General features: G+C 67.5%; 17 protein-coding genes and 1 tRNA gene. 11 read left to right on the forward strand and 7 right to left on the reverse strand.

Going from position 1 to position 22,448, the window contains the following annotated elements; translation table 11 throughout:
- Positions 1 to 5: 5 nt before the first annotated feature.
- From WFK36_RS06665 to WFK36_RS06685, 5 genes are read right to left on the reverse strand one after another with little or no spacing between them, the layout of a single operon-like run.
- Positions 6 to 1,160 carry a VWA domain-containing protein gene (locus WFK36_RS06665; RefSeq protein WP_336790776.1) on the reverse strand — a complete coding sequence of 385 codons (1,155 nt, stop codon included), beginning with the start codon at positions 1,158 to 1,160 and terminating at the stop codon, positions 6 to 8.
- On the reverse strand, positions 1,157 to 3,463 hold the full coding sequence (locus WFK36_RS06670; protein WP_336790778.1) for a DUF5682 family protein: 2,307 nt from the start codon (positions 3,461 to 3,463) through the stop codon (positions 1,157 to 1,159). The genes WFK36_RS06665 and WFK36_RS06670 overlap by 4 nt, the downstream gene beginning before the upstream one ends.
- On the reverse strand, positions 3,433 to 4,557 hold the full coding sequence (locus WFK36_RS06675) for an ATP-binding protein (protein ID WP_336790779.1): 1,125 nt from the start codon (positions 4,555 to 4,557) through the stop codon (positions 3,433 to 3,435). The genes WFK36_RS06670 and WFK36_RS06675 overlap by 31 nt, the downstream gene beginning before the upstream one ends.
- The gene (locus tag WFK36_RS06680; protein ID WP_336790781.1) at positions 4,554 to 5,978 is read right to left on the reverse strand and encodes a DUF5691 domain-containing protein; all 1,425 of its coding nucleotides are present in this window, start codon (positions 5,976 to 5,978) and stop codon (positions 4,554 to 4,556) included. Before WFK36_RS06680 ends, WFK36_RS06675 begins: the two co-directional genes overlap by 4 nt.
- The gene (locus WFK36_RS06685; RefSeq protein ID WP_336790783.1) at positions 5,975 to 7,249 is read right to left on the reverse strand and encodes an SWIM zinc finger family protein; all 1,275 of its coding nucleotides are present in this window, start codon (positions 7,247 to 7,249) and stop codon (positions 5,975 to 5,977) included. The genes WFK36_RS06680 and WFK36_RS06685 overlap by 4 nt, the downstream gene beginning before the upstream one ends.
- A gap of 106 nt (positions 7,250 to 7,355) precedes the next feature.
- On the opposite strand from WFK36_RS06685, the gene trpC reads away from it, so the two are divergent.
- The 7 genes from trpC to WFK36_RS06720 all read left to right on the forward strand — a co-directional run bounded on the left by trpC (position 7,356) and on the right by WFK36_RS06720 (position 15,444).
- A complete protein-coding gene (gene trpC / locus WFK36_RS06690; protein ID WP_008376645.1) occupies positions 7,356 to 8,174 on the forward strand; it encodes an indole-3-glycerol phosphate synthase TrpC in 819 nt (272 codons plus the stop codon).
- Positions 8,175 to 8,264: 90 nt separating this feature from the next.
- Complete coding sequence (gene trpB, locus WFK36_RS06695) at positions 8,265 to 9,581, forward strand: tryptophan synthase subunit beta (RefSeq protein WP_336790988.1); 1,317 nt, start codon at positions 8,265 to 8,267, stop codon at positions 9,579 to 9,581.
- A complete protein-coding gene (trpA, locus tag WFK36_RS06700) occupies positions 9,578 to 10,381 on the forward strand; it encodes a tryptophan synthase subunit alpha (protein ID WP_336790784.1) in 804 nt (267 codons plus the stop codon). Before trpB ends, trpA begins: the two co-directional genes overlap by 4 nt.
- A 15-nt stretch (positions 10,382 to 10,396) precedes the next feature.
- Positions 10,397 to 12,487, forward strand: a complete 2,091-nt coding sequence (gene lgt, locus WFK36_RS06705) for a prolipoprotein diacylglyceryl transferase (RefSeq protein WP_419717462.1) — start codon at positions 10,397 to 10,399, stop codon at positions 12,485 to 12,487.
- 88 nt (positions 12,488 to 12,575) lie between these two features.
- Complete coding sequence (gene pyk, locus WFK36_RS06710; protein WP_336790786.1) at positions 12,576 to 14,009, forward strand: pyruvate kinase; 1,434 nt, start codon at positions 12,576 to 12,578, stop codon at positions 14,007 to 14,009.
- 62 nt (positions 14,010 to 14,071) lie between these two features.
- On the forward strand, positions 14,072 to 14,974 hold the full coding sequence (locus tag WFK36_RS06715; protein WP_419717463.1) for an acyl-CoA thioesterase: 903 nt from the start codon (positions 14,072 to 14,074) through the stop codon (positions 14,972 to 14,974).
- Positions 14,971 to 15,444, forward strand: a complete 474-nt coding sequence (locus WFK36_RS06720; protein ID WP_336790790.1) for a hypothetical protein — start codon at positions 14,971 to 14,973, stop codon at positions 15,442 to 15,444. The genes WFK36_RS06715 and WFK36_RS06720 overlap by 4 nt, the downstream gene beginning before the upstream one ends.
- On the opposite strand, the gene WFK36_RS06725 is transcribed toward WFK36_RS06720, so the two are convergent.
- Entirely contained in the window at positions 15,429 to 16,145 is a 717-nt protein-coding gene (locus tag WFK36_RS06725; protein WP_336790792.1) for a copper homeostasis protein CutC, read from the reverse strand. The genes WFK36_RS06720 and WFK36_RS06725 overlap by 16 nt on opposite strands.
- Positions 16,142 to 18,157, reverse strand: coding sequence for a CocE/NonD family hydrolase (locus tag WFK36_RS06730; protein ID WP_336790989.1), 2,016 nt, complete (start codon positions 18,155 to 18,157; stop codon positions 16,142 to 16,144). The genes WFK36_RS06725 and WFK36_RS06730 overlap by 4 nt, the downstream gene beginning before the upstream one ends.
- A 244-nt stretch (positions 18,158 to 18,401) precedes the next feature.
- On the opposite strand from WFK36_RS06730, the gene WFK36_RS06735 reads away from it, so the two are divergent.
- From WFK36_RS06735 to WFK36_RS06750, 4 genes are all read left to right on the forward strand, one after another.
- Positions 18,402 to 18,483: transfer RNA gene (locus WFK36_RS06735), tRNA-Leu, on the forward strand.
- A gap of 36 nt (positions 18,484 to 18,519) precedes the next feature.
- The gene (locus WFK36_RS06740; RefSeq protein WP_008380053.1) at positions 18,520 to 19,113 is read left to right on the forward strand and encodes an ANTAR domain-containing response regulator; all 594 of its coding nucleotides are present in this window, start codon (positions 18,520 to 18,522) and stop codon (positions 19,111 to 19,113) included.
- A gap of 90 nt (positions 19,114 to 19,203) precedes the next feature.
- Positions 19,204 to 21,867, forward strand: a complete 2,664-nt coding sequence (gene polA, locus WFK36_RS06745; RefSeq protein ID WP_336790990.1) for a DNA polymerase I — start codon at positions 19,204 to 19,206, stop codon at positions 21,865 to 21,867.
- Complete coding sequence (locus WFK36_RS06750) at positions 21,867 to 22,325, forward strand: SPOR domain-containing protein (RefSeq protein WP_336790795.1); 459 nt, start codon at positions 21,867 to 21,869, stop codon at positions 22,323 to 22,325. The genes polA and WFK36_RS06750 overlap by 1 nt, the downstream gene beginning before the upstream one ends.
- Positions 22,326 to 22,448: the final 123 nt, after the last annotated feature.

Raw genomic sequence — 22,448 nt, forward strand, 5'->3', positions numbered from 1 at the left:
GTGTCTCAGCGTTCGTGGGCGGTCACGATGTCGTTCGCAGAAGCCCACTCGGTGATGTCCCGCCGTTCGATCGCGGCGGCCATCATGTCCGGAAACAGGTCGGGTGTGCACGCGAACGCGGGGACGCCGATCGAGGCGAGAGCCGCGGCGTGGCCGGAATCGTACGACGGTGCACCGGAGTCGGACAGTGCGAGCAGCGCGACCATCGTCGCACCCGACTCGACGACTGCGTGAGCGCGTTCGAGCATCTCCTCGGCGATGCCGCCTTCGTAGAGGTCGCTGATCAGGACGAGCACGGTGTCGGCAGGCCTCGTGATCTGCGATTGACAGTAGGCGAGGGCGCCGTTGATGTCGGTGCCGCCGCCGAGTTGGACGCCGAACAGCACGTCGACCGGATCGTCGAGGTCGTCGGTGAGGTCGACGATCGACGTGTCGAACACGACGAGCCGGGTGCGCACCGATCGCAGTGACGGGAGGACCGCGCCGAAGACGCTGGAGAACACCACAGATTCGGCCATGGACCCCGACTGGTCGATGCACAAGATGATGTCGCGCTCCACGTGTGATCGCCGTCGGGCGTAGCCGACGAGCCGCTCGGGCACCACCGTCCGATACTCGGGCTGATAGTGCTTCAAGTTCGCCGCGATCGTGCGGTTCCAGTCGATGTCGGCTGGGCGTGGTCTGCGGGTGCGGGCAGACCTGTCGATCGCACCGCTCACCGCCTGCACGGTCGCATCGCGAAGCCGCTTCTCCAGTTCGTCGGTGACCGCCCGAACCACCTGGCGGGCCGTCTCACGGGTGGCGTCGTCCATCGCCGACTTCAGCTCGAGCAGCGTGGTCGCCAGGTGGATGTCCGGCGTCACCGCCGCCATCATCTCGGGTTCGAGGAGCAACTGCCGCAGGCCGAGTCGGTCCATCGCGTCGCCCTGCATCACGCGGACGACCGTCGTCGGAAAGTACTGCCGGATGTCGCCGAGCCACCGGGTGACCCGCGGCGCGGATCCACCGAGCCCCGCGCCGCGGCGAGGGGCGTCGTAGACCTCGCCGAGCACGCGGTCGCGCGCGGCGTCGTCGACGGACAGTTCGGTCGACGAGACGCCCGTTCCGTCGGCGTCGCCGCCGCCCAAGATCAGTCGCCACCGGGTGATCGGGTCGGTCATGCGTGTTCCCATCCGATGAGTCGGGCGACCGTGGAGATCGCGGGTGCGGCTCGGGTCTCGTCGACGACCGCGGTCGAATCGTTCGACCCGCCGCGCACGATCGTCTGGCCGATCGACCGCCGCTCTGCGGTCGTGAACGCGGAGAACGTGCGGCGCAGAAGCGGCAGAAGGTCGTCGAAAGTCTCCACAGGTGCGTCGGACACCCACCGGTCGACGACGCCGAGCAGCGCTGCGTCGTGCACGAGGATCATCGCATCGCCGGACAGGAAGCCGTCCAGCCAAGCTGCTGCGCCGACAGGATCGGACGCACGCGACAGTTCCCGGCTCATCCGCAGTTCCACATCGTCGCGGTCGAGGTGTCCGGCGTCGAGCAGGATGCGAACCGCACGCCCGGCGAGGAGTCCGGGCACACGGTCCCGGTCGGTCACCTCCCGCAGGGACGTGAACCACCGAGCCGTGAGGAGTTCATCGTCGAGCATCATCAGGCCGCGGTGCGCGGAGTCGACCGCCGTCCGCAACGCGGCCGCCGCATCGTCGTCGAGGGCGACGGCCGCCGGCGGCAGACCGATGCCGGCACGTACCGTCACCTGATCGAGGACGGCGCGCACTCGAGTCGTGTCGACTCGGCGGACGGTCCCGTACCGGCAGATGCGCGCCAGTGGTTCGATCGCACCGAGCAGTTCGGGGGCGTCGGTGTGTGCGGCGGCTCGGTCGGCCAGCACTCGCACCACGTCGTGTGTCGGAAGGTCGGCGGTCATGCACCGATCGACGAGTGCGGACAGGTCGGCGAGGGCGGTTGCCGTTTCAGCGGCCGACGCCACCCTCGCCGACGCGGCGTCGACGACAGTGGTGCCGTACACGGCGGCCTCGACCACTGCGACCGCGAGGCCCGGATCCCAGACGAGCGTCCACGTCTCCTTGAACGTGCCGGTGGTGCGTCCGCTGTCGGCTGGTTCGCCCCACTCGACACCGAGCAGCAGGAGTCGATGCAGGAGCACCGACCGCGCTCGGCCGCCGTCGGTGCGGAGATCGAGCGTGACGGTCTGTGCGTGTGCGGAGGGCTTGAGTCGGCACCGTTTCTGCTGACGGCCGATGTCGGCGGCCAGCGGAACCAGGGGTGCCGAGTCGGGGACACCGCCGATGTCCGAGCCGACGACAAGATCGCGGTGGACCAGAGACAGCGGCAGCCGGTCCCCGTCGGCGAGCACCGCGAGGGCGGCGTCGTCGAGCTCGGTCAGGCCCGGATGCGGGCGGCCGCGAATGGTCGCGAGGGTCCGGGCCACTCGTGTCGCATCGACGACCGATGCCGGGGAGGCGGACATACCCTGGGAACGCAGCTCGCGTGCCACCCTGACCAGCCACGACGCGGCTGCCGCATCGGGATCGTCACCCGCCAGCCGGGAGGCGTACAGGTGCCGGTACCAGCCGGGCGAGCTGACACCGGCGCCGTAGCCGGAACTCTGCGACAGCCGTGCCGCCGTCCACGGTGCCCACGCGGCCGCGACTTTGACCTTCGGCAGGCCTCGCAGCAGTCGGTTGTCGGCTGCCGCGGACCGCCCGGCCGTCGGGTCGACGGCGGGCGCGTGCCATGCGCCGCATACGAACGCGATTCGATCATGGCCTGCCTTGACGGCCGCACGTACCGCGGCACGCATCGCGGCTTCGCGTGCCGCGGTGATCGACGGGCCCGTCGGATCGGAGGCCGCGGCGATGTCGACCGTCTTGTCCTCACGCAGCAGCGGAGCCGCCTCGGGCTCGTCGCGGCGGAGTTCGGCGATCGCGTCGAGGACCGCCTCGAATTGGGCTGATGGGTCACCGGAACGGTGCTCGACCGCGTCCTCCCACCACCGTTCGGCATCGTCGTACCCTGCGGTCCTGGCGAGTTCGCCGATGGGATCGGATACGTGTGCCCGGCCGCTGTCGTCGGCGGGTTCCGCCGAGTCGTCGACGGCAGCCCGGATCGCCAGGGACTGCGCGGCGGGCAGGTCGGCCCACACGACGTCGACACCACGGACGAGGGCCCACCGCGTCGCGACCCATTCGGGGGAGAACTCGGCGAGCGGATAGAACCCGGCGCGACGCGGCTCGTCGACCGCGTAGACGAGCCCGGCGACCGGCGGGACCATCGCCTCGTCGGCCAGCAGCGGCAGGATGGGCGTCAGCTCGGGTGGACCCTCCACCAGCACGAACGTGGGATCGAACTGCTCGAGTGCGGCCGTCACCGACAGCGCCGATCCGGGGCCGTGATGGCGGATTCCGAGCGCTCGGACCGTCACGCCCGAGCCGGGTCCAGGTCGCGGCATGCGCGGTACAGGTCGTTCCACTCGGGGCGGCTGCGGACGACGGTCTCCAGGTACTCGTCCCACACGACGGCGTCCTGCACAGGGTCTTTGACGACGGCGCCGAGCAGTCCGGCTGCGACGTCGTCCGCCCCGACCCGGCCGTCGCCGAAATGCGCGGCCAGAGACAGCCCGCTGGTCATCACCGAGATCGCCTCGGCCGTCGACAGAGTGGAGCTCGGCGATTTGACGGTCGTCCGACCGTCGTGGGTCACCCCCGACCTGAGTTCTCGCATCACCGTCACCACCCGGCGGATCTCGCTGAGGGACTCGAGGTCGGCGGGCAGGTCGAGGGACGCGCCGAGGCTGGCCACCCGGCCCTGGACGATCGACACCTCGTCGTCGAGGGAGTCGGGGAGTGGCAGGACGACGGTGGTGAACCGCCTGCGCAGCGCGGACGACAGGTCGTTGACGCCCTTGTCGCGGTTGTTCGCGGTGGCGATCACGTTGAATCCGCGGCGGGCCTGAACCTCGTCGTCGAGTTCGGGGATCGGCAGCGACTTCTCCGACAGGATCGTGATCAACGTGTCCTGCACGTCGGCGGGGATACGGGTCAGCTCCTCGATCCGGGCGAGGGTGCCTTCGCGCATCGCACGCATCACCGGACCCGGAACGAGCGCGCCGTCGGACGGTCCGTGCGCGAGCAGGCTCGCGTAGTTCCACCCGTACCGCAGGGTCTCTTCGGTGGTTCCCGCGGTGCCTTGGACGACCAGCGTCGAATCGCCGCTGATCGCAGCTGCGAGGTGTTCGCTGACCCACGATTTCGCGGTGCCCGGCACACCGAGCAGCAGCAATGCCCGATCGGTGGCGAGGGACGCCACGGCGATCTCGATCAGACGTCGCGACCCGACGTACTTCGCGCTGACCGTCGTCCCGTCGGGGAGCGTTCCGCCGAGGAGATATGTCGCCACCGCCCACGGCGACAGTTGCCACTGTGGCGGCCGCGGACGGTCGTCGACTGCGGCCAGGGCGGCGAGTTCGTCGGCGTACGCCTGCTCGGCGTGCGCGCGCAGGACCGCGGACTCGCCGGATGCCTGGTGGTCGGACCCTGAGGTCATGCGAAGCCCTCCTGAATGGACTGGTCGAAAGCGTGAAAGGTGACGGTTGCGTGCAGGAGTCGACGGCGGCGTTCGAATGCCGCACGTGTGACAGGTTTGTCGCCGGAGGATTCGGGCGCGTCGAGCAGTGCGCGGACACGACCGAGGTGCGAAGGCGGAAAGTGCGCGGCGTGCCCGAGCGGCAGCGTGGGGAGTGCCGCCCACGTCGCGTCGTCACGTGCCGACGCGAGGCGGTCGAGAACGGCGGAGGCGACGGACGCCGACCATGGCTGTTCAGCCATGTCGACCAGGCCGGTGAACTCGGACGGTCGGGCGCTCGGAAGGCGGGACACCACATACGATTCCCGGTCTGCCGTGTCGAGGACCTCGACCAGCCCGGGCGCCGCGGCGAGAGGTGCGAGGGCGGCGGCCCACAGGCTGTCGCGCTGGGTGACGGCTGCGGTCGAGATCGCAGCGAGCACAACGTCGTCGTCGGCGAGGGCACGGACTATCTGGTCGGGCGTCGACTCGGTGACGACGGTCCACGTGTGCAGGGGTGCACTCCGGAGAATGGCCCGCAACGATGCTGCGCGGTCGCCGTCGGTCGCGACGCCGGGCAGCCCGTCTCGGGTCGCCGCCTCGTCGAGGTCGGTCGGCGGACGCACCCGGACCACGAGGTCGGTCGATCCGAGGAGCCGTCGGCGGGGCCCCTCGACGTCCACCAGCCGCGACAGTCGGCCGGCCATCCGGTGTGCGAACGCAGACGTCGGACGTGCTGCGAGTGCGTCCCGAGCGGCGTCTCGGACGCGCGCCGCGCGCTCGTCCAGGCACCTGTCGAGGAACGAGTCGTCGACGCCGATGACGGTGTCCGCCGATGCGCGCAGGAGGTGCTCCTTCTCGCGTGCGGCGAGGGCGGGCCACTGTTCGGGCACGTTCACGACATCCGAAGAGAGGGTGGCGACAGTGACCGCAGCGGGTCCGAGCCGCGGTGCCAGCCAGCGTCCGCGTTCGCCCCAGGCGCCGGAGAGTGCGGCGCGCAGGTCTGGGTTGCCGGCGGAGTGCGCGGACAGCGCGGGGATGAACTCGGGCGGCACGATGACCGACCGCGAAGCCGCGGTGCGCAACCATCGGGCCAGCAGATGCATCCGGAGTTCCCGAGGAACCGGCGGGACGTCGAGGAGCGTGCGGAGTCGTTGGACCGCGGACTCCGGTGCATACGGCAGTCGTTCGCGGGGCGCGGGGTCGACGGGCTCCTCGGCGCCTGCGACGCGTCCGGCCTTCACCAGTGCGGCGGCGAGCGCCGCCTGATCGAGCAGCAGCCGCGGCGACTCGGTGTCGCGGCGCGCGACGAAGCCCGGCGGGTTCAGTGGGGGCGGCCGCCGATCCGTCCCGAGGACGGCCGCCGTCGACAGCGCGCGATGCCAGTCGGCGATTCCGGTCACAGCGGAACCACCCGACCGTCGACGCTGACGGTGAGGACACGGAATCTGCCGCCGTCGAGTTCGCCGAACACATGATCGGCGCGGCCTCCGCTGATCGCTGCGAGCTCCGTGGACGGAGTGTCCTCGACCAACTCCAACGACTGACCGGACGGGTCGACGACATGCCTGGCCCCGAAGCGGACGTCGGCCAGCATCACCGGATGCCGGTCCCGCCACGGTGTCGTGGCGAACGCGGCCGCTGCGTCCGCCAACGCCGCGTCGACGCTTTGGCCGGCGCCCAAGCGCGTCTGTGGTTCGAGGGCTTCCGGCGTGTCGACGAACAGGCCTCGGCAGGGTTCGGCGCCGGGGTAGATCGCGAGGTCGGCGCGGAGTCGTGCGCCCGCCAGCGCGGGAACGCCGAGGGACTGGCCGGGTCCGGCGGTTTCCAGGAGGAGTCGGTACCGGCCGTCGTCGTCGCGGAGCCAGGTGCGTTGCTGAGCGAGTCGGCCCTTCTGGTCGCGATGAGCTCCGACAACCGTCCACACGCGTGATTCGACGGCGCCGCCGCGGACTTCTGCGGTAGGTGTCGGCCAGCCGAGGGCAGCGTGCAGATCAGCCGATTCGGATGTCGTCAACGAGTCGCGACGGCTCCATGCCTGAACGAGCATCCACCACACCCCGATCCGCTCCAGCAATTCGTCGGCGCCCAGTCCGGCGACGACGTCGGCTCCGGTGTCGCGGACACGTTCGGCCAGACCCGGCGCTTGTGCGTCGACCAGGCGGGACGCCGTCGTCTCCCACCACGGCAGGGGACGGCGTAGAGCCTCCGCGAGGCCTGCGCGGACGAGGTCGGACAGCCACCGGCTGAACTCGCCGACGCCCGCGTCCATCTTCGCGACCCGTTCGGCCCGACGAGCGGCTTGCGCCTGCGGATCGACGGGTGCCGCCGGCTTCGAACGAGTCTTCGCCTTCGATGCGCGCTCGTCCGCCCAACTCGACGCGAAGTCTGACACCTCGCCGTCGGCGATCGCGCCCGCCGACCACAGCAGCAACAGGGCGATCGCATGTTTGCACGGGAACTTCCGGCTCGGACACGAGCATCGAAACGCCGGACCGGTCAGGTCGATGCTCACCTGGTACGGCTTCTTCCCGCTGCCCTGGCATGAACCCCACAGGAGTGCATCGGTCGCGCCGGTGCCCGACCACGGGCCGGGCGAGGCGAGCTTGCGTCCCGCCGCGACCGACGCGGCGTCGGGCGCAGCGGCGATCACCTGCTCCTGTGTCCACGGCATACCCGGCACACTAGGGCATCGGTCCGACAACGGTCGGGACCCCGACCCCGACCGGCGTCACGTCGATGCTTACTCTTGATGAACAGCGCGAGAAAGGGGCGTCCGCATGAGCAGCCAGTCAGTGCTCGATTCGATCATCGACGGTGTCAAGGCCGACGTCGCGGCGCGCGAAGCCGTGCTCGACCTGGCCGCGGTCAAGGCGCTCGCCGCGAAGGCTCCCGAGCCGCGTGACGCCGCTGCCGCCCTCCGCATGCCCGACATCGGAGTGATCGCCGAGGTGAAGCGTGCGAGCCCGTCGAAGGGGCAGCTGTCGAACATCACCGATCCGGCGAGCCTCGCCAAGCAGTACGAGGACGGCGGGGCGCGAGTCATCAGCGTCCTCACCGAGGAGCGTCGGTTCAACGGATCGCTCGCCGACCTGGACGCCGTCCGCGCCGTCGTCGACATCCCGGTGCTGCGCAAGGATTTCATCGTCGGGCCGTATCAGATTCATGAGGCCCGCGCCCACGGCGCCGACGTCATTCTGCTGATCGTCGCAGCTCTAGAGCAGAAGGTGCTCGCCTCTCTGCTCGACCGCACCGAGTCCCTGGGCATGACAGCTCTGGTCGAGGTGCACACCGAAGAAGAGGCGAACCGCGCACTCGAAGCGGGTGCGAGCGTCGTCGGCGTCAACGCCCGCGATCTGAAGACCCTCACGGTGGACCGCGACGTGTTCTCTCGGATCGCGCCGGGCCTGCCGTCGGACATCGTCCGGATCGCCGAGTCGGGCGTCCGCGGAACCGCCGATCTGCTGGCGTACGCGGGCGCAGGCGCCGATGCGGTGCTCGTCGGCGAGGGCCTCGTGACGTCGGGTGATCCGCGTGCTGCCGTCGCCGACCTCGTCGCCGCCGGCGCCCATCCGTCGTGCCCGAAGCCGTCGCGCTGACTGTTCCCATGTGACAACAGCGTCGGCGCGGGCGGCAGCGTGCGACGCGAACAGATATTCGTTTGCCGTCACCCGAGCCCGATGAGGATGATGGATCACGTGACCGATCAGACCGACTTTCCCAAGGCCAGCGACGGCGTCGCCGACATCGCGCAGATCGGACCCGACGAGCACGGCCATTGGGGCGAGTTCGGCGGACGCCACGTGCCCGAGGCGCTGATGGCAGTGATCGACGAGGTCACCGCCACATACGAGAAGCTGCGCACCGACACCGCGTTCCTCGACGAACTCGACCGTCTTCAGCGCGACTACTCCGGTCGCCCGTCGCCGTTGTACGAGGCCACCCGGCTCTCGGAGGCTGCAGGCGGCGCCCGGTTGTTCCTCAAGCGCGAAGACTTGAACCACACCGGTTCGCACAAGATCAACAACGTCCTCGGCCAGGCACTGCTCGCCAAGCACATGGGCAAGACCCGGGTGATCGCCGAGACCGGTGCCGGCCAGCACGGCGTGGCGACCGCCACCGCGTGCGCCCTGCTCGACCTCGAATGCCTGATCTACATGGGCCGCGTCGACACCGAGCGCCAGGCACTGAACGTCGCGCGCATGCAACTGCTCGGCGCGACCGTCGTCGCTGTCGAATCCGGTTCGGCGACGCTGAAGGACGCCATCAACGAAGCGCTGCGCGACTGGGTGACAAACGCAGACGACACGTACTACTGCTTCGGCACCGCAGCCGGACCGCACCCGTTCCCGATGCTCGTCCGCGACTTCCAGCGGATCATCGGCATGGAGGCGCGGTACCAGATCCTCGAGAAGACCGGTCGTCTGCCGGACGCCGTCACCGCGTGTGTCGGCGGCGGATCGAATGCGATCGGCATCTTCCACCCATTCATCGACGACGCAGGCGTTCGGCTCGTCGGATTCGAGGCGGCGGGCGACGGCGTCGAGACCGGTCGTCACGCGGCCACCTTCACCGGCGGAACCCCCGGAGCCTTCCAGGGTGCGTACTCCTATCTTCTGCAGGACGAAGACGGGCAGACGATCGAATCGCATTCCATCTCTGCCGGGCTGGACTACCCGGGTGTCGGTCCCGAGCACGCTCACCTCCTCGAGATCGGTCGTGCCGAGTACCGGCCCGTCACCGACACCGAGGCCATGGACGCACTGGCATTGCTGTCGCGTCGCGAAGGCATCATCCCGGCGATCGAATCGGCACACGCTGTGGCCGGTGCACTGAAGCTCGGCCAGGAACTGGGGGAGGGCGCGATCATCGTCGTCAACCTGTCGGGTCGTGGCGACAAGGACGTCGACACCGCCGCAGAGTGGTTCGGTCTGTTCGGCAAACCGCCGTCAGAGACTGAGTACGCCGCCCAATTGGCCGCATCCACCACAGGGGAAGACAAGTGAGCGTCACCGCACCCGCATCCCGCCTCGGCGACACGTTCGCCGCCTGCCGCGACGAGAACCGCGCGGCTCTGATCGGCTACCTGCCGGTCGGCTACCCCGACCCCGTCGGCTCGCTTGAGACGTTGCGCACCATGGTGTCCGCGGGCTGCGACATCGTCGAACTCGGGATTCCGTACTCCGATCCGGTGATGGACGGTCCGACCGTGGCGAAAGCGGCCATCTCGGCGCTCGCACAGGGCACGCGAGTCCGGGACGTGTTCGCCGCTGCCGAGGTCGTGGCTGCGGCCGGCGCGAAACCGGTCGTGATGAGCTACTGGAATCTGATCCTCAAGTACGGCGTGGACTCGTTCGCGCGGGACCTCGCCTCTGCGGGAGGGCTCGGAATCATCACTCCGAACCTGATCCCGGAGGAAGGCGCGCAATGGCATACCGCCTCCGATGCTCACGGGCTGGACCGCATCTACCTCGTCGCGCCGTCGTCCACGCCGGAGCGGCTGGCGATGACCGTCGACGAGTGCCGTGGCTTCGTGTACGCCGCGTCGACCATGGGTGTCACCGGCGCACGATCGACCGTGTCGAGCGCTGCGCCGGAATTGTGCCGCCGTGTCCGGGAGGTCTCGGACATCCCGATCGGCGTCGGTCTCGGAGTCCGCAGTGGTGATCAGGCCGCTGAGATCGGTGCATACGCCGACGGTGTGATCGTCGGATCCGCGATCGTGAGCGCCGCAGCGGACAGCCAGAAGGCCGTCGCATCGCTGGTCGACGAGTTGGCACAGGGAGTGCGCCGGGCTCGCGCCTGACAGGCGTGCACTAGGGTGGCACCTGTGACTGCAGGAGACGTCGTCCTCGCCTATATCCCGAGCCCGCCGCAGGGCGTGTGGCATCTGGGTCCGCTGCCGCTTCGTGCGTACGCGTTGTTCATCATCGTCGGCATCATCGTCGCGGTCTGGTGGGGCGACCGACGCTGGCAGGCGCGCGGCGGCCAACCGGGCGACGTCCTCGACGTGGCGCTCATCTCGGTTCCGTTCGGCCTCGTCGGCGGTCGCCTGTATCACGTCATCACGGACTGGTGGCGATACTTCGGTGACGACGGCAAGGGCCTCGCAGCCGTCTTCCAGGTCTGGGACGGCGGACTCGGCATCTGGGGCGCGGTTGCGCTCGGTGGTGTCGGCGCATGGGTCGGCTGCCGATGGAAGGGCATCAAACTGCCGCCGTTCGGCGACGCGCTCGCGCCCGCGATCCTCGCCGCCCAGGCGATCGGCCGCATCGGCAACTACTTCAACCAGGAGTTGTACGGCGATTCGACGACGGTTCCGTGGGGCCTTGAGCTGTACCAGCGCGTCAACCCCGACACCGGCGCGACCGGCGTCTCCGTGATCGACGGAGTCTCGAACGGACATGTCGTCGGCGTCGTGCATCCGACATTCCTGTACGAGCTCGTGTGGAACCTGCTGATCGTCGCCGCACTCGTGTTCGTCGACCGCCGTTTCCGGATCGGTCACGGCAGGCTGTTCGCGCTGTACGTCGCGGGCTACTGCGTCGGCCGCTTCTGGATCGAACTGATGCGCACCGACGAGGCGACTCACATCCTCGGACTCCGGGTCAACGTCCTGGTCGCCGCGCTCGTGTTCCTCGGCGCAGCGCTCTACGTGGTCATCGCACCGAAGGGCCGCGAAGAGGGCTTGTCGATGTTCCGTCCGGAACGCGCCGAACTCCTCGCCTCCGAGGGCGAGGTCGGCTACATCCCGCCGACTCTCGACGACGAGTACGACGATGAGAAGTACGACGACGAGGATTACGTCGACGGTGTCGATCTGGACAAGCACCTGGACGCTTCCGACGAGGAAGTCGACTATGCCGTGGATCGTGACCACATAGTGGACACGATCGACGGCACAGACACCGAGACCTCGGTCGAGGACTCGGCCGACGCTGTGGTCGAGGACGAGGTAGCCGAGACGTCGGTCGTGGAGTCGGCTGACGCTGTGGTTGAGGAGCCTGCTGGGGACGCGACTGACGAGAGTTCCGTCGAGGACTTGGCTGACGCTGTTGTTGCGGACCAGCCTGACGAGACCTCGGTCGAGGAGTCGGCTGACGCTGTGGTCGAGGAACCTGCTGTGGATGAGGTCGACGAGAGTTCCGTCGAGACCGCGGCTGACGCTGTGGTTGGGGACGAGGTTGCCGAGACTTCGGTCGAGGAGTCGGCTGACGCTGTGGTCGAGGAATCTGCTGAGGATGAGGCCGACGAGAGTTCCGTCGAGGACTCGGCCGACGCTGTTGTTGCGGACCAGCCTGACGAGACTTCGGTCGAGGAGTCGGCTGACGCTGTGGTCGAGGAACCTGCTGTGGATGAGGTCGACGAGAGTTCCGTCGAGACCGCGGCCGACGCTGTGGTTGAGGACGAGGTTGCCGAGACCTCTGTCGTGGAGTCGGCTGACGCTGTGGTTGAGGAGCCTGCTGGGGACGCGACTGACGAGAGTTCCGTCGAGGACTTGGCCGACGCTGTGGTTGAGGACGAGGTTGCCGAGACCTCTGTCGTGGAGTCGGCTGACGCTGTGGTCGAGGAACCTGCTGAGGATGAGGCCGCCGAGACGGAAGACGCTCCGTCCGCCAGTTCTGTCACGCACGTGGTCACAACTGGCGGACAGGACGAGGATGCGGACGCGGAACCGACGATCGTCGACGTCGAGGACGACGTCGACGACCTCGATGTGCCGACGGTCGAGGAGGCCCGATCGGGGACGCCGACCATCGTCGCGCATGAAGCGGGCGAGTCGTTCACCGTGTCGTCGTCGAACTCCGGGCTCGACGCGATCACCGTCGTCGAAGAGAACCCGGGATGGTCAGCCGGCGCGATCGAGATCCGGCCCGCCGCACCGAAAGACGAGAACAACGACGGCGCCTGAACAGGTGCAAAGCGAATAGGCGGTGAACGTCTCGCCGATACTCGCAAGTAGGTTGGGAGTCGAGGTGCTCGACCGATAGCCTTGAGCGGTGACTCGTCGAACTAAGATCGTTTGTACCCTGGGCCCTGCTACCAACACTGAAGAGAGCATCACCACTCTTGTCGAGTGCGGCATGAACGTCGCTCGGCTCAACTTCAGCCATGGCGCCCACAGCGACCACGAGAGCGTGTACAAGGCGGTACGCGCGGCGAGCGTCAACACGGGCAAGACGGTCGGCATTCTGGCCGACCTGCAGGGCCCGAAGATCCGCCTCGGCAAGTTCGAGGACAACGGCCGTCCGAACGGCGCAGTGGACTGGAACAACGGTGAGCAGGTCCGCATCACCGTCGACGACGTCATCGGAAATCACGATCGCGTGTCGACGACGTACAAGAACCTCGCGATCGACGCCCGCCCGGGCGACCGCCTCCTCATCGACGACGGCAAGGTCGGACTCACCGTCGACACCGTCGACGGGAACGATGTGGTCTGCACCGTCACCGAGGGCGGAACGGTCAGCAACAACAAGGGCTTGTCGATGCCGGGCATGAACATCTCGGTTCCGGCGATGTCGGAGAAGGACATCGCCGACCTCGAGTTCTCACTCGAACTCGGTGTCGACATGGTCGCCCTCTCGTTCGTGCGCAGCCCGGCCGATGTGGAACTCGTGCACGAGGTGATGGATCGGGTGGGACGCCGCGTCCCGGTGATCGCGAAGCTGGAGAAGCCCGAGGCGATCGACAACCTCGAAGCCGTCGTCCTCGCCTTCGACGCCATCATGGTCGCCCGCGGCGACCTCGGCGTCGAGATGCCCCTCGAACAGGTTCCGCTGGTCCAGAAGCGTGCCATCCAGATGGCCCGTGAGAACGCGAAGCCGGTCATCGTCGCAACACAGATGCTCGACTCGATGATCGAGAACTCGCGCCCGACGCGCGCTGAGGCGTCCGACGTCGCGAACGCGGTGCTCGACGGCGCCGACGCCGTGATGCTCTCCGGCGAGACCTCGGTGGGCAAGTACCCGCACGACACGGTGCGGACCATGGCGCGCATCGTCTCGGCAGCCGAAGGCGGCAGCCGCGACGTCCCGCCGCTCAAGCATGTGCCCCGCACTCGCCGCGGTGTGGTCACCTACGCTGCCCGTGACATCGCCGAACGCCTCAACGTCGACGCGATCGTCACGTTCACCGAGTCGGGCGACACCGCGCGTCGAGTGGCACGACTGCATCCGCGCGTCCCGCTGTTCGCGTTCACCGCGACCGAGTCGACCCGCAATCACCTGTCAGTGAGCTGGGGCGTCGACCCGAACCTCGTGGTCCGCCTGTCCCACACAGACGAGATGATCAACCAGGTCGACGACGTTCTCGTCACGAACGGTCACCTCAAGCACGGCGACGTCGTCGTCATCGTCGCCGGAGCACCGGCGTCGGTGATCGGTTCGACGAACTTCGTCCATGTCCACCGCATCGGCGAGCAGGACCACTGACCGCTGCCTGGGCCCGCTGACACACGCGCGCACCGTCGGGAATCCGACGGTGCGCGTCGTTTATGGTGGGTGGCATGACCGACGCCACGGCAGCAGTCCAGTCCGACGACCTCGTCACCCTCCTCGAACTGCTCGACGTGGAACGCGTCGACGACGACCTCTACATCGGACAGCACCCGGATCAGGTGATGGCCCGCACGTTCGGCGGTCAGCTGCTCGGACAGGGCCTCGTGGCCGCAGGACGATCGTTGACTCGCGGCGCCCCACCGGTCCACGCACTCCACGCCCACTTCATTCGGGGCGGCGACGTCACAAAGCCCCTCGAATACCACATCAGCAGGTTCCGCGACGGCAAAGCCTTCGCGAACAGGCAGGTCACCGCGATGCAAGACGGCGAGGTCGTCTTCACGATGCTCGTCGCCTTCCAGGACAACAAGGCCGGTCTCGAGCACGCGGTCGAGATCCCTCAGGTTCCCTACCCGGAGGACCTGCCGCCGATCAGTGAGCACTTCGAGGGCTACGAGGAGACCGTCGAAGCATTCGTGAAGGCTCTCCACCCCATCGACGTCCGGTTCGCCAACGCTCCCACGTGGAAGATGAAAGGCACCGGAGAACAGCTCAATCACAACCGGGCCTGGATGAAGACCGACGGTCCGATGCCCGACGACCCGCTGCTGCACATGGGCGCACTCGCGTACTCGTCGGACACGACGGTCCTCGACTCGATCATCACGACACATGGGTTGTCGTGGGGAATCGACAGGCTGTTCGCGGCCACAGTCAACCATTCGATCTGGTTCCACCGTGAGTTCCGGTTCGACGAGTGGCTGCTGTACGCGACCGAGTCACCCGTTGCCGCCGGCTCTCGCGGCATCGGTTCGGGCCGCTACTTCATGCGCGACGGCACCCTCGCGGCGTCCGTCGTGCAGGAAGCCCTGATCAAGTACTTCCCGCCGCGCTCATGACCGCCCCGACACAGCAGATCGACGTCCGTTTCCATCTGCCACCGGGCCCACCGTTGCCGCCGAAGACGTGGCAGCAGCGGTACCGGTGGCCGATCAGGATCGGCAGTGTGATCGTCGCGCTGGCCGTGACCGTGCTGGGCGTTCTCGCCCTCGTGGTCGGAGTCGACTCTCGTTCGACGATCACCGCCGCCGGGGCGGTGACCATCGATTGTGGTACGCGTGCGGCAGTGGGTTCGGCGCAGGTGTCCTTCGGGGACACCGTCGAACTGTACGACGCCGACGACGTCCACGGCGGACCGCTGGCGACGACTCGCCTGGACACGTTGCGTGTGATGGGCGGCGACACCTGCTTCGCCGAGTTCGAGGTGGACGACGTGAAGACCGTGGACGTCTACGTCGTGCGAATGGGAAAGACCTTCCGCAGTCTGGCGACCGCGGAAGGCCTCCGAACCGGCTACCTTTTCGTGTAAGTCGCGGCTCGGGCCGCCGCGACGACCGCAGGGTCGGTCACCTCGAGTCCACTGGCAGTGCCACCGCCGGGGCCGGTCGCGCCCGGATCGGAGACGACGGCCTTCGCCGACAGGTGGACCGCATCCACGCCGACCGCGAGCAATGACGGAATCGACGTCGGAGTGACGCCGCCGCCCGCCATCACTTCCACACCCGTGTCGGCGGCGATCAGCGCGGCGAGTGTGTTCAGACCGTCACCCGCCTTCGGTGCACCTCCGGACGTGAGCACTCGCAGGACGCCGATGTCGGCGAGCTGGTGCAGCGTCCGTACGGGATCGCTCACGGTGTCGATCGCGCGATGGAACGTCACGTCGGCGTCGCCTGCAGCGTCGAGCAGGATCGCGGTGGCCGCTGCGTCGAGTGCACCGTCCGGTTGCAGCGCCCCGATCACGACGCCTGCCGCACCGAGGTCGACAGCGCGTCGAACGTCGTCGGCGAGCACTCTGACTTCATCCGGTGAGTAGACGAACCCACCGGGCCGGTTGCGGATCAGCGCGTGCACCTCGACTCCGGTCGCCACGGTCGCCGCGATCGTCGCAGGCGACGGGGTGAGTCCGCCGGTGGCGCCGAGAGCGGCACACAGCTCCACCCGATCGGCGCCGCCCGCGAGCGCGACTGCCGCGCCCGCGGCGTCTTGTACTGCGATCTCCAGCGCGGTCATCGCAGCGGGCGGGACACGGGGACGTTCACCCAGCTCGGGTTCGCCGGATCGATCTCGATGTACTGCGGACGCAACTGCGACGACCACAGGCCCGGACCCAGCGGAACTGCCTTCGGGAAGTTGAACGCGTAGATGTCCACCCGCAGACGATCACCCGGACGCAGTTTCGCCTGGGTCGCGGTCATCGGGATGTCGATCGTCAGCACCTGGCCCGGCCGAACCGGGCGGTAGTCGTCCAGCGACAGCGTAGGGATGGCGTCGATCACGTCGCCGTTGGGCCCGAAGGCGGTCCGCTGCTTGTCGAGACCTCGTAGGGAGACCATCAGTTGCCCCATCGAGACCGTCGTCGAGCGGCCGTCTGGCGAGACGACGTTGACTGTCGCGTGCCAGTACCCGTCGCGGGCGTTGAGCCGTTGCCGCAGGTGGACGACGGGCGTTCCACTGATCGTCGTCGTCGCCGTGGCGGGCTCCGACGTGAACGTCTGAGCGGCAATCTCGGACACCCGGGAGTCGCGTGCGCAGAAGTCGAAGAGAGCAGTGATGCCTGCTGCCGACTGCGCTCCGTCGCGGCTGCACACCGTCGACAATCCGGGCGCGACGCGTCGTGTGGCGCGGTTCGCGGGAACCGCCGACGACAACGATCCGTCACCCGCCACCGGAGTGTCGGTAGTGCCGGACGGACGCCCCGAGAGGTACTGGCGCTGGCGCTGATGACCGGGCAGCGGGAAGGTCGGACCCTGGACGAACGCGCCGCTGGGCTCCTGCGACAGCGTCGCGGGGGAGTAGCGATCGATACCGTTGTCGATGCCCTTGAGCCACTTGTCGTACCAGGCGCGGGCGAGCACGTCGGCCCGCGGCGGGTAGCCGCGCTGGCCGAAGTTCGATCCGGACGTGATGTGGTAGCCGTCGTCCATGATCAGCTTGCGTTGACCGTCGGGCAGCGAGGTCAATCCGCTGAGCAGACGCGATTCGCTGAAGGTGAAGAGATCGTTCCAGCCGCCGATCGCGAATGTCGGGGTGGTGATCTTCGAGGTGTCTGTGTGCAGGGACCTGCGTCGTGCGGTGCCGGCCGTGACGAGATCCTTGGTGGTTCCGCGCAGACCGTTCGGCGTCCTCGTGGTGAGGGCTTCGATCATCACGTCGAAGTAGGTGAGCGGGTCCTTGACGCGATCGCCGAGCCATTTCCAATCGAATGTGCCGTTCAGCATGGACGCGACGTTGGGGATCATCTTGGTTCCGTTGACGAGGCCCAGCCACGGTGCGAGGAATCCCATGCCGACTCCGCCTCCGGGAGCGATGACGTCCTGGATCAGATCGGCGCCCGGAACGATCGGGAAGATCGCGCCGAGTTCGCCGGGGGCGTCGGACGCGGCCTGGAGCTGGTTGATCGCAGAGTACGACACACCGGCCATGCCGACCTTGCCGTTGTCCCACCGCTGTCGCTTCACCCAGTCGATCACCTCGACGGTGTCGCGGCGTTCACGTTCTCCGAACACCTGCCAGGTGCCCTGCGAGAAGCCGGTGCCGCGCACGTCGACGACGAGCATGTTGTATCCGCTCTTGATGAGCTTCGGGTCGTACGAGAACGTGTTGATCAGACCGCCGCGCAGCGCGCCGACGAGTTCGTTGTATCCGGAGAGGAAAGTGCCCTGCAGGTTGATCGAGTTGAGGAGCTCGATGAGTTGCGGGACCAACACCGGATAGTTCATCGACTCGGAGGCCAGCGCCGACACCATCTTGGTGTACGGGGTCATGTTGACCACGGTCGGCAGCTTCTCGCTGACCGGGCGACCGTTGCGGTCCGTCGGCCGTATCAGGTTTCCGCGAAGCACGGTGCCGTCCGACATCCGGATCGGGACGTCCGGCGTCACCTTGTAGCCCTTGTACTTCGACGGCCCGTCATGGGTCCGTGTCCATTTCGCACCGAGTGCGCCGTAGAGTTCGGCGTCGGCGGTGCCAGGCACGGCGGGAACGAGCCCCGCCCCGGCGACCACGGTGACTGCGGTGACCATCAGAACTGAAAACTGCCGGACCGTCCGGCGCAACACGCTCACGTGCGATTACCTCCCCGACGAGCCGGGTCGAGCTGCGGCCGTGAGGAGTTCGCGACCGATCTGTGACCTGACTCTCAGGTAACAATAAGGGTAGGGGCCGTCATAGTCGAGATCCGATTCTCTTGTCGCAGAAGACTTCAGACCCGAGTGGAAATCGACCGGGGTGGGTCCGTACACTTGTGCATCGCACGAATTTCCACCTGCCCCGGTGGCGAAATTGGCAGACGCGCCGCACTCAAAATGCGGTCTCTAACGGGGTGCCGGTTCGAGTCCGGCCCGGGGCACGCACTTCCACACGACGACGAACGGAAGGCTCGCAAATGTCCGACGCGACATCCGCCAGCGCGGTCCGCGTCGTTGTGGCGGAGGACGATTCGCTCATTCGTCTCGATCTCGTCGAGATGCTCCGCGAAGAGGGATACGACGTCGTCGGCGAAGCTCCGAACGGTCAGGTGGCCGTGGACCTCACGGAACAACTCGATCCGGATCTTGTGATCATGGACGTCAAGATGCCCGTCCGCGACGGGATCGACGCGGCGAGCGAGATCGCCGCGAGGCGGCTGGCGGCAGTGGTGATGCTGACCGCGTTCAGCCAGCGCGAGTTCGTCGAGAAGGCGCGCGATGCCGGCGCGATGGCGTATCTAGTCAAACCGTTCAACCAGGCCGACCTGGTGCCAGCGATAGAGGTGGCGCTCAGCCGGTACCGCGAGTTGAAGGCGCTCGAGAACGAAGTCGCCGACATGTCGGAGCGCTTCGAGACACGCAAGCTCATCGAACAGGCGAAGGGTCTGTTGATGACGAAGCAGGAGATCACCGAGCCTGAGGCGTTCCGGTGGATCCAGCGAAACGCGATGGATCGTCGCGTGACGATGAAGGCGGTCGCTGAGATCGTCGTCGACACGCTCGGCGACTGACGGCCCCGGCCGACGTTGTCGGGGGTCGCCACTAGACTCATTCGTGTGAGCCCAGCGCAGACGAACGCCAGCAAGAATCGCCCGACCCTCATGCTTCTCGATGGGCATTCTCTCGCCTATCGTGCGTTTTTCGCGTTGCCTCCGGAGAATTTCAAGACGAACACCGGACAGAGCACCAACGCCGTGTACGGCTTCACGTCGATGCTGATCAACCTGCTGCGCGATGAGGAGCCGACACACATCGCGGCCGCCTTCGACGTCTCGCGTCAGACGTTCCGGTCGGAGATGTTCCCCGAATACAAGGCCCAGCGCAGCAAGTCGCCCGACGAGTTCCGCGGCCAGGTCGACCTGACCAAGGACGTCTTGGGCGCCATGGGGATACCGGTGATGGCCATCGACGGGTTCGAGGCGGACGACATCATCGGAACACTCGCGACGCAAGCCGACCAGCAGGGCTATCGCGTTCTGGTGGTCACCGGCGACCGCGACTCGCTGCAGCTGGTGAACGAGAACATCACCGTGCTCTACCCCAAGCGCGGCGTGTCGGAGATGACTCGCTTCACCCCCGACGAGGTGGAGAAGAAGTACGGCCTGACGCCCGCCCAGTACCCGGACTACGCCGCGCTCCGCGGCGACCCGTCCGACAATCTGCCCGGCATCCCGGGAGTCGGTGAGAAGACCGCGGCCAAATGGATTCGTGAATACGGTTCATTCGACGAACTCGTCAATCGGGCCGATGAGGTCAAGGGCAAGGTCGGCGACTCGCTGCGTGCCAACCTCGCCGGCGTCATCATGAATCGCAGGCTGACCGAACTCGTCCGCGACATGGAACTGCCTGCCGGACCCGACGAGCTCGCATTGCACGCCTGGGACCGCGACAAGATCCACGCATTGTTCGACGACCTCGAGTTCAAGGTTCTGCGCGACCGCCTGTTCTCGACGCTGTCGTCGGTGGAGCCCGAGGCGGAGGAGGGTTTCGAGGTCAACGGCACCCGGCTCGGCGCAGACGAGGTGGCCGCTTGGCTCGACGCTCACGCCAGGACCGGACGTGCTGGACTTGCCGTGGACGCCAAGCACGTCGTCGTCGGCGGCGATGTCGACGGTCTGGCGATCGCTGCTGCCGATGGCGACGCGGCGTACATCGACCCGGTCGCCCTGTCGGTGGACGACGAGGCGGCTCTCGCCGACTGGCTGGCGGACGCATCGGTCGCGAAGGCCGTCCACGAGGCGAAATGGGCGGTGCACGCCTTCCGGGGTCGCGGCTGGACTGTCGCGGGAGTCACCTCGGACACATCGCTCGCCGCGTACCTGGTGCGACCGGGGCAGCGCACGTTCAACCTCGACGACCTCGCGCTGCGCTACCTGCGTCGTGAGCTCCGCGCCGACGACGGAGTGGACGACGGCGGTCAGTTGTCGCTGCTCGACGACGACGCCGATTCCGCGCGTGCGGCAGAGACTCTGATGCTGTCCGCGAGGGCGGTCGCCGAACTCGCCGACGCGTTGGACACCGAACTCGAGCGCATCGACTCGACGTCGCTGTTGACCGAGATGGAATTGCCCCTCGCGTTTGTTCTCGCCGAACTCGAGGCGGTCGGCATCGGCGTCGACACCGAGCACTTCTCCGACCTGGAGCGTGAATTCGCGCAGCGTGTCCGTGACGCCGCCGAATCCGCCTACGAGGTGATCGGCGAGCAGGTCAATCTGGGATCGCCGAAGCAGCTGCAGACGATCCTCTTCGACAAACTCGACATGCCGAAGACGAAGAAGACGAAGACGGGCTACACCACCGATGCGGACGCGTTGGCCTCGCTGTACGAGAAGACCGAGCATCCTTTCCTCAAGTTCCTGCTCGAGCACCGCGACGCCACTCGCCTGAAGGTGACTGTCGACGGCCTGCTCAAGTCGGTCGCCGACGACGGCCGTATCCACACGACGTTCAACCAGACCGTCGCCGCGACCGGCCGTCTTTCGTCGACCGACCCGAACCTGCAGAACATCCCCGTCCGCACCGACGCCGGACGGCAGATTCGTGGTGGTTTCGTGGTGGCGCCGGAGTTCGACTCCTTGATGACGGCGGACTATTCGCAGATCGAGATGCGCATCATGGCGCATCTCTCGGAAGACGAAGGGCTCATCGAAGCGTTCCGGTCGGGGGAGGACCTGCACAACTTCGTCGGCTCGCGGGCGTTCGGCGTTCCGGTCGATCAAGTCGACTCGCAGATGCGGTCGCGGGTCAAGGCGATGTCGTACGGTCTCGCGTACGGCCTGAGCGCGTTCGGTCTGGCCGCGCAGCTCGGCATCGGCCGAGAAGAGGCCAAGCAGCAGATGGAGCAGTACTTCGACCGCTTCGGCGGAGTGCGCGACTACCTCCACGACGTTGTGGTCGAAGCACGTCGCAAGGAGTACACGGCGACCCTGTTCGGCCGTCGCCGTTACTTGCCCGACCTGAACTCGGACAACTTCCAGCGACGTCAGTCCGCCGAGCGCATGGCGCTGAACGCACCGATCCAGGGCACGGCGGCCGACATCATCAAGGTCGCGATGATCAAGGTCCAGAACCGACTCGCGGCAGAGGGACATCGGTCGCGGATGCTGTTGCAGGTTCATGACGAACTCGTGCTCGATGTCGCCGCCGACGAGCGCGACGCCGTCGAGAAGCTGGTTCGCGAGGAGATGGGCGGCGCGATCAAGCTGTCCGTGCCGCTTGAGGTGTCGGTCGGCTTCGGCCGCACGTGGGACGAAGCAGCTCACTGATGCGCGACGGCCGACAGGACTGGGTGCTGCCGGCGATCATCGCACTGCTCGGCGTGCTCGGGATAGTCGGCTGGCTCATCGGGAAGGACTCGTCCGACGCGGTGGCAGATCCCGCTGCCGCATCGTCGGCACTGACCTCCGCGCCGTCGACTCCCGAGACTGTCACGGTCACCCCGCCCGTCACCGTCACCGAGACCCATACTCCGCCGCCCGCCACCGAGCCGACGCGGACCGAATCGGGCGCAGGGGGATGGTATGCACAGCTCGGAGCCTTCAACGATCGATCGAACGCGGACGCAGCCGCCGCGCAGCACGGTGCCGTGGTCAGGCCCGGGTACATCGTCGGATCGTCGTCGACCTGGGTTGTCGTGATCCCCGTCGCGAGCGAGTCCGCCGCTGAGTCCGTGTGCAGCGGGTACGGCTCCGGTGCCTGCTACGTGCGCTACTCGGGGGAGTGACCATGCGGACGAGGGCAGATCTACTGGTGCCAGGCTTCCTCAGTGCCGTTGTTGTCGTCGTGGGAACCGTTGCAGCGGTCATGCTCGTGGTGGTCGAACCCTTACCGGCCGAAGAGTTGTGCG

Source organism: Gordonia malaquae (assembly GCF_037148075.1).
In the GTDB taxonomy this organism is placed as follows: domain Bacteria; phylum Actinomycetota; class Actinomycetes; order Mycobacteriales; family Mycobacteriaceae; genus Gordonia; species Gordonia malaquae.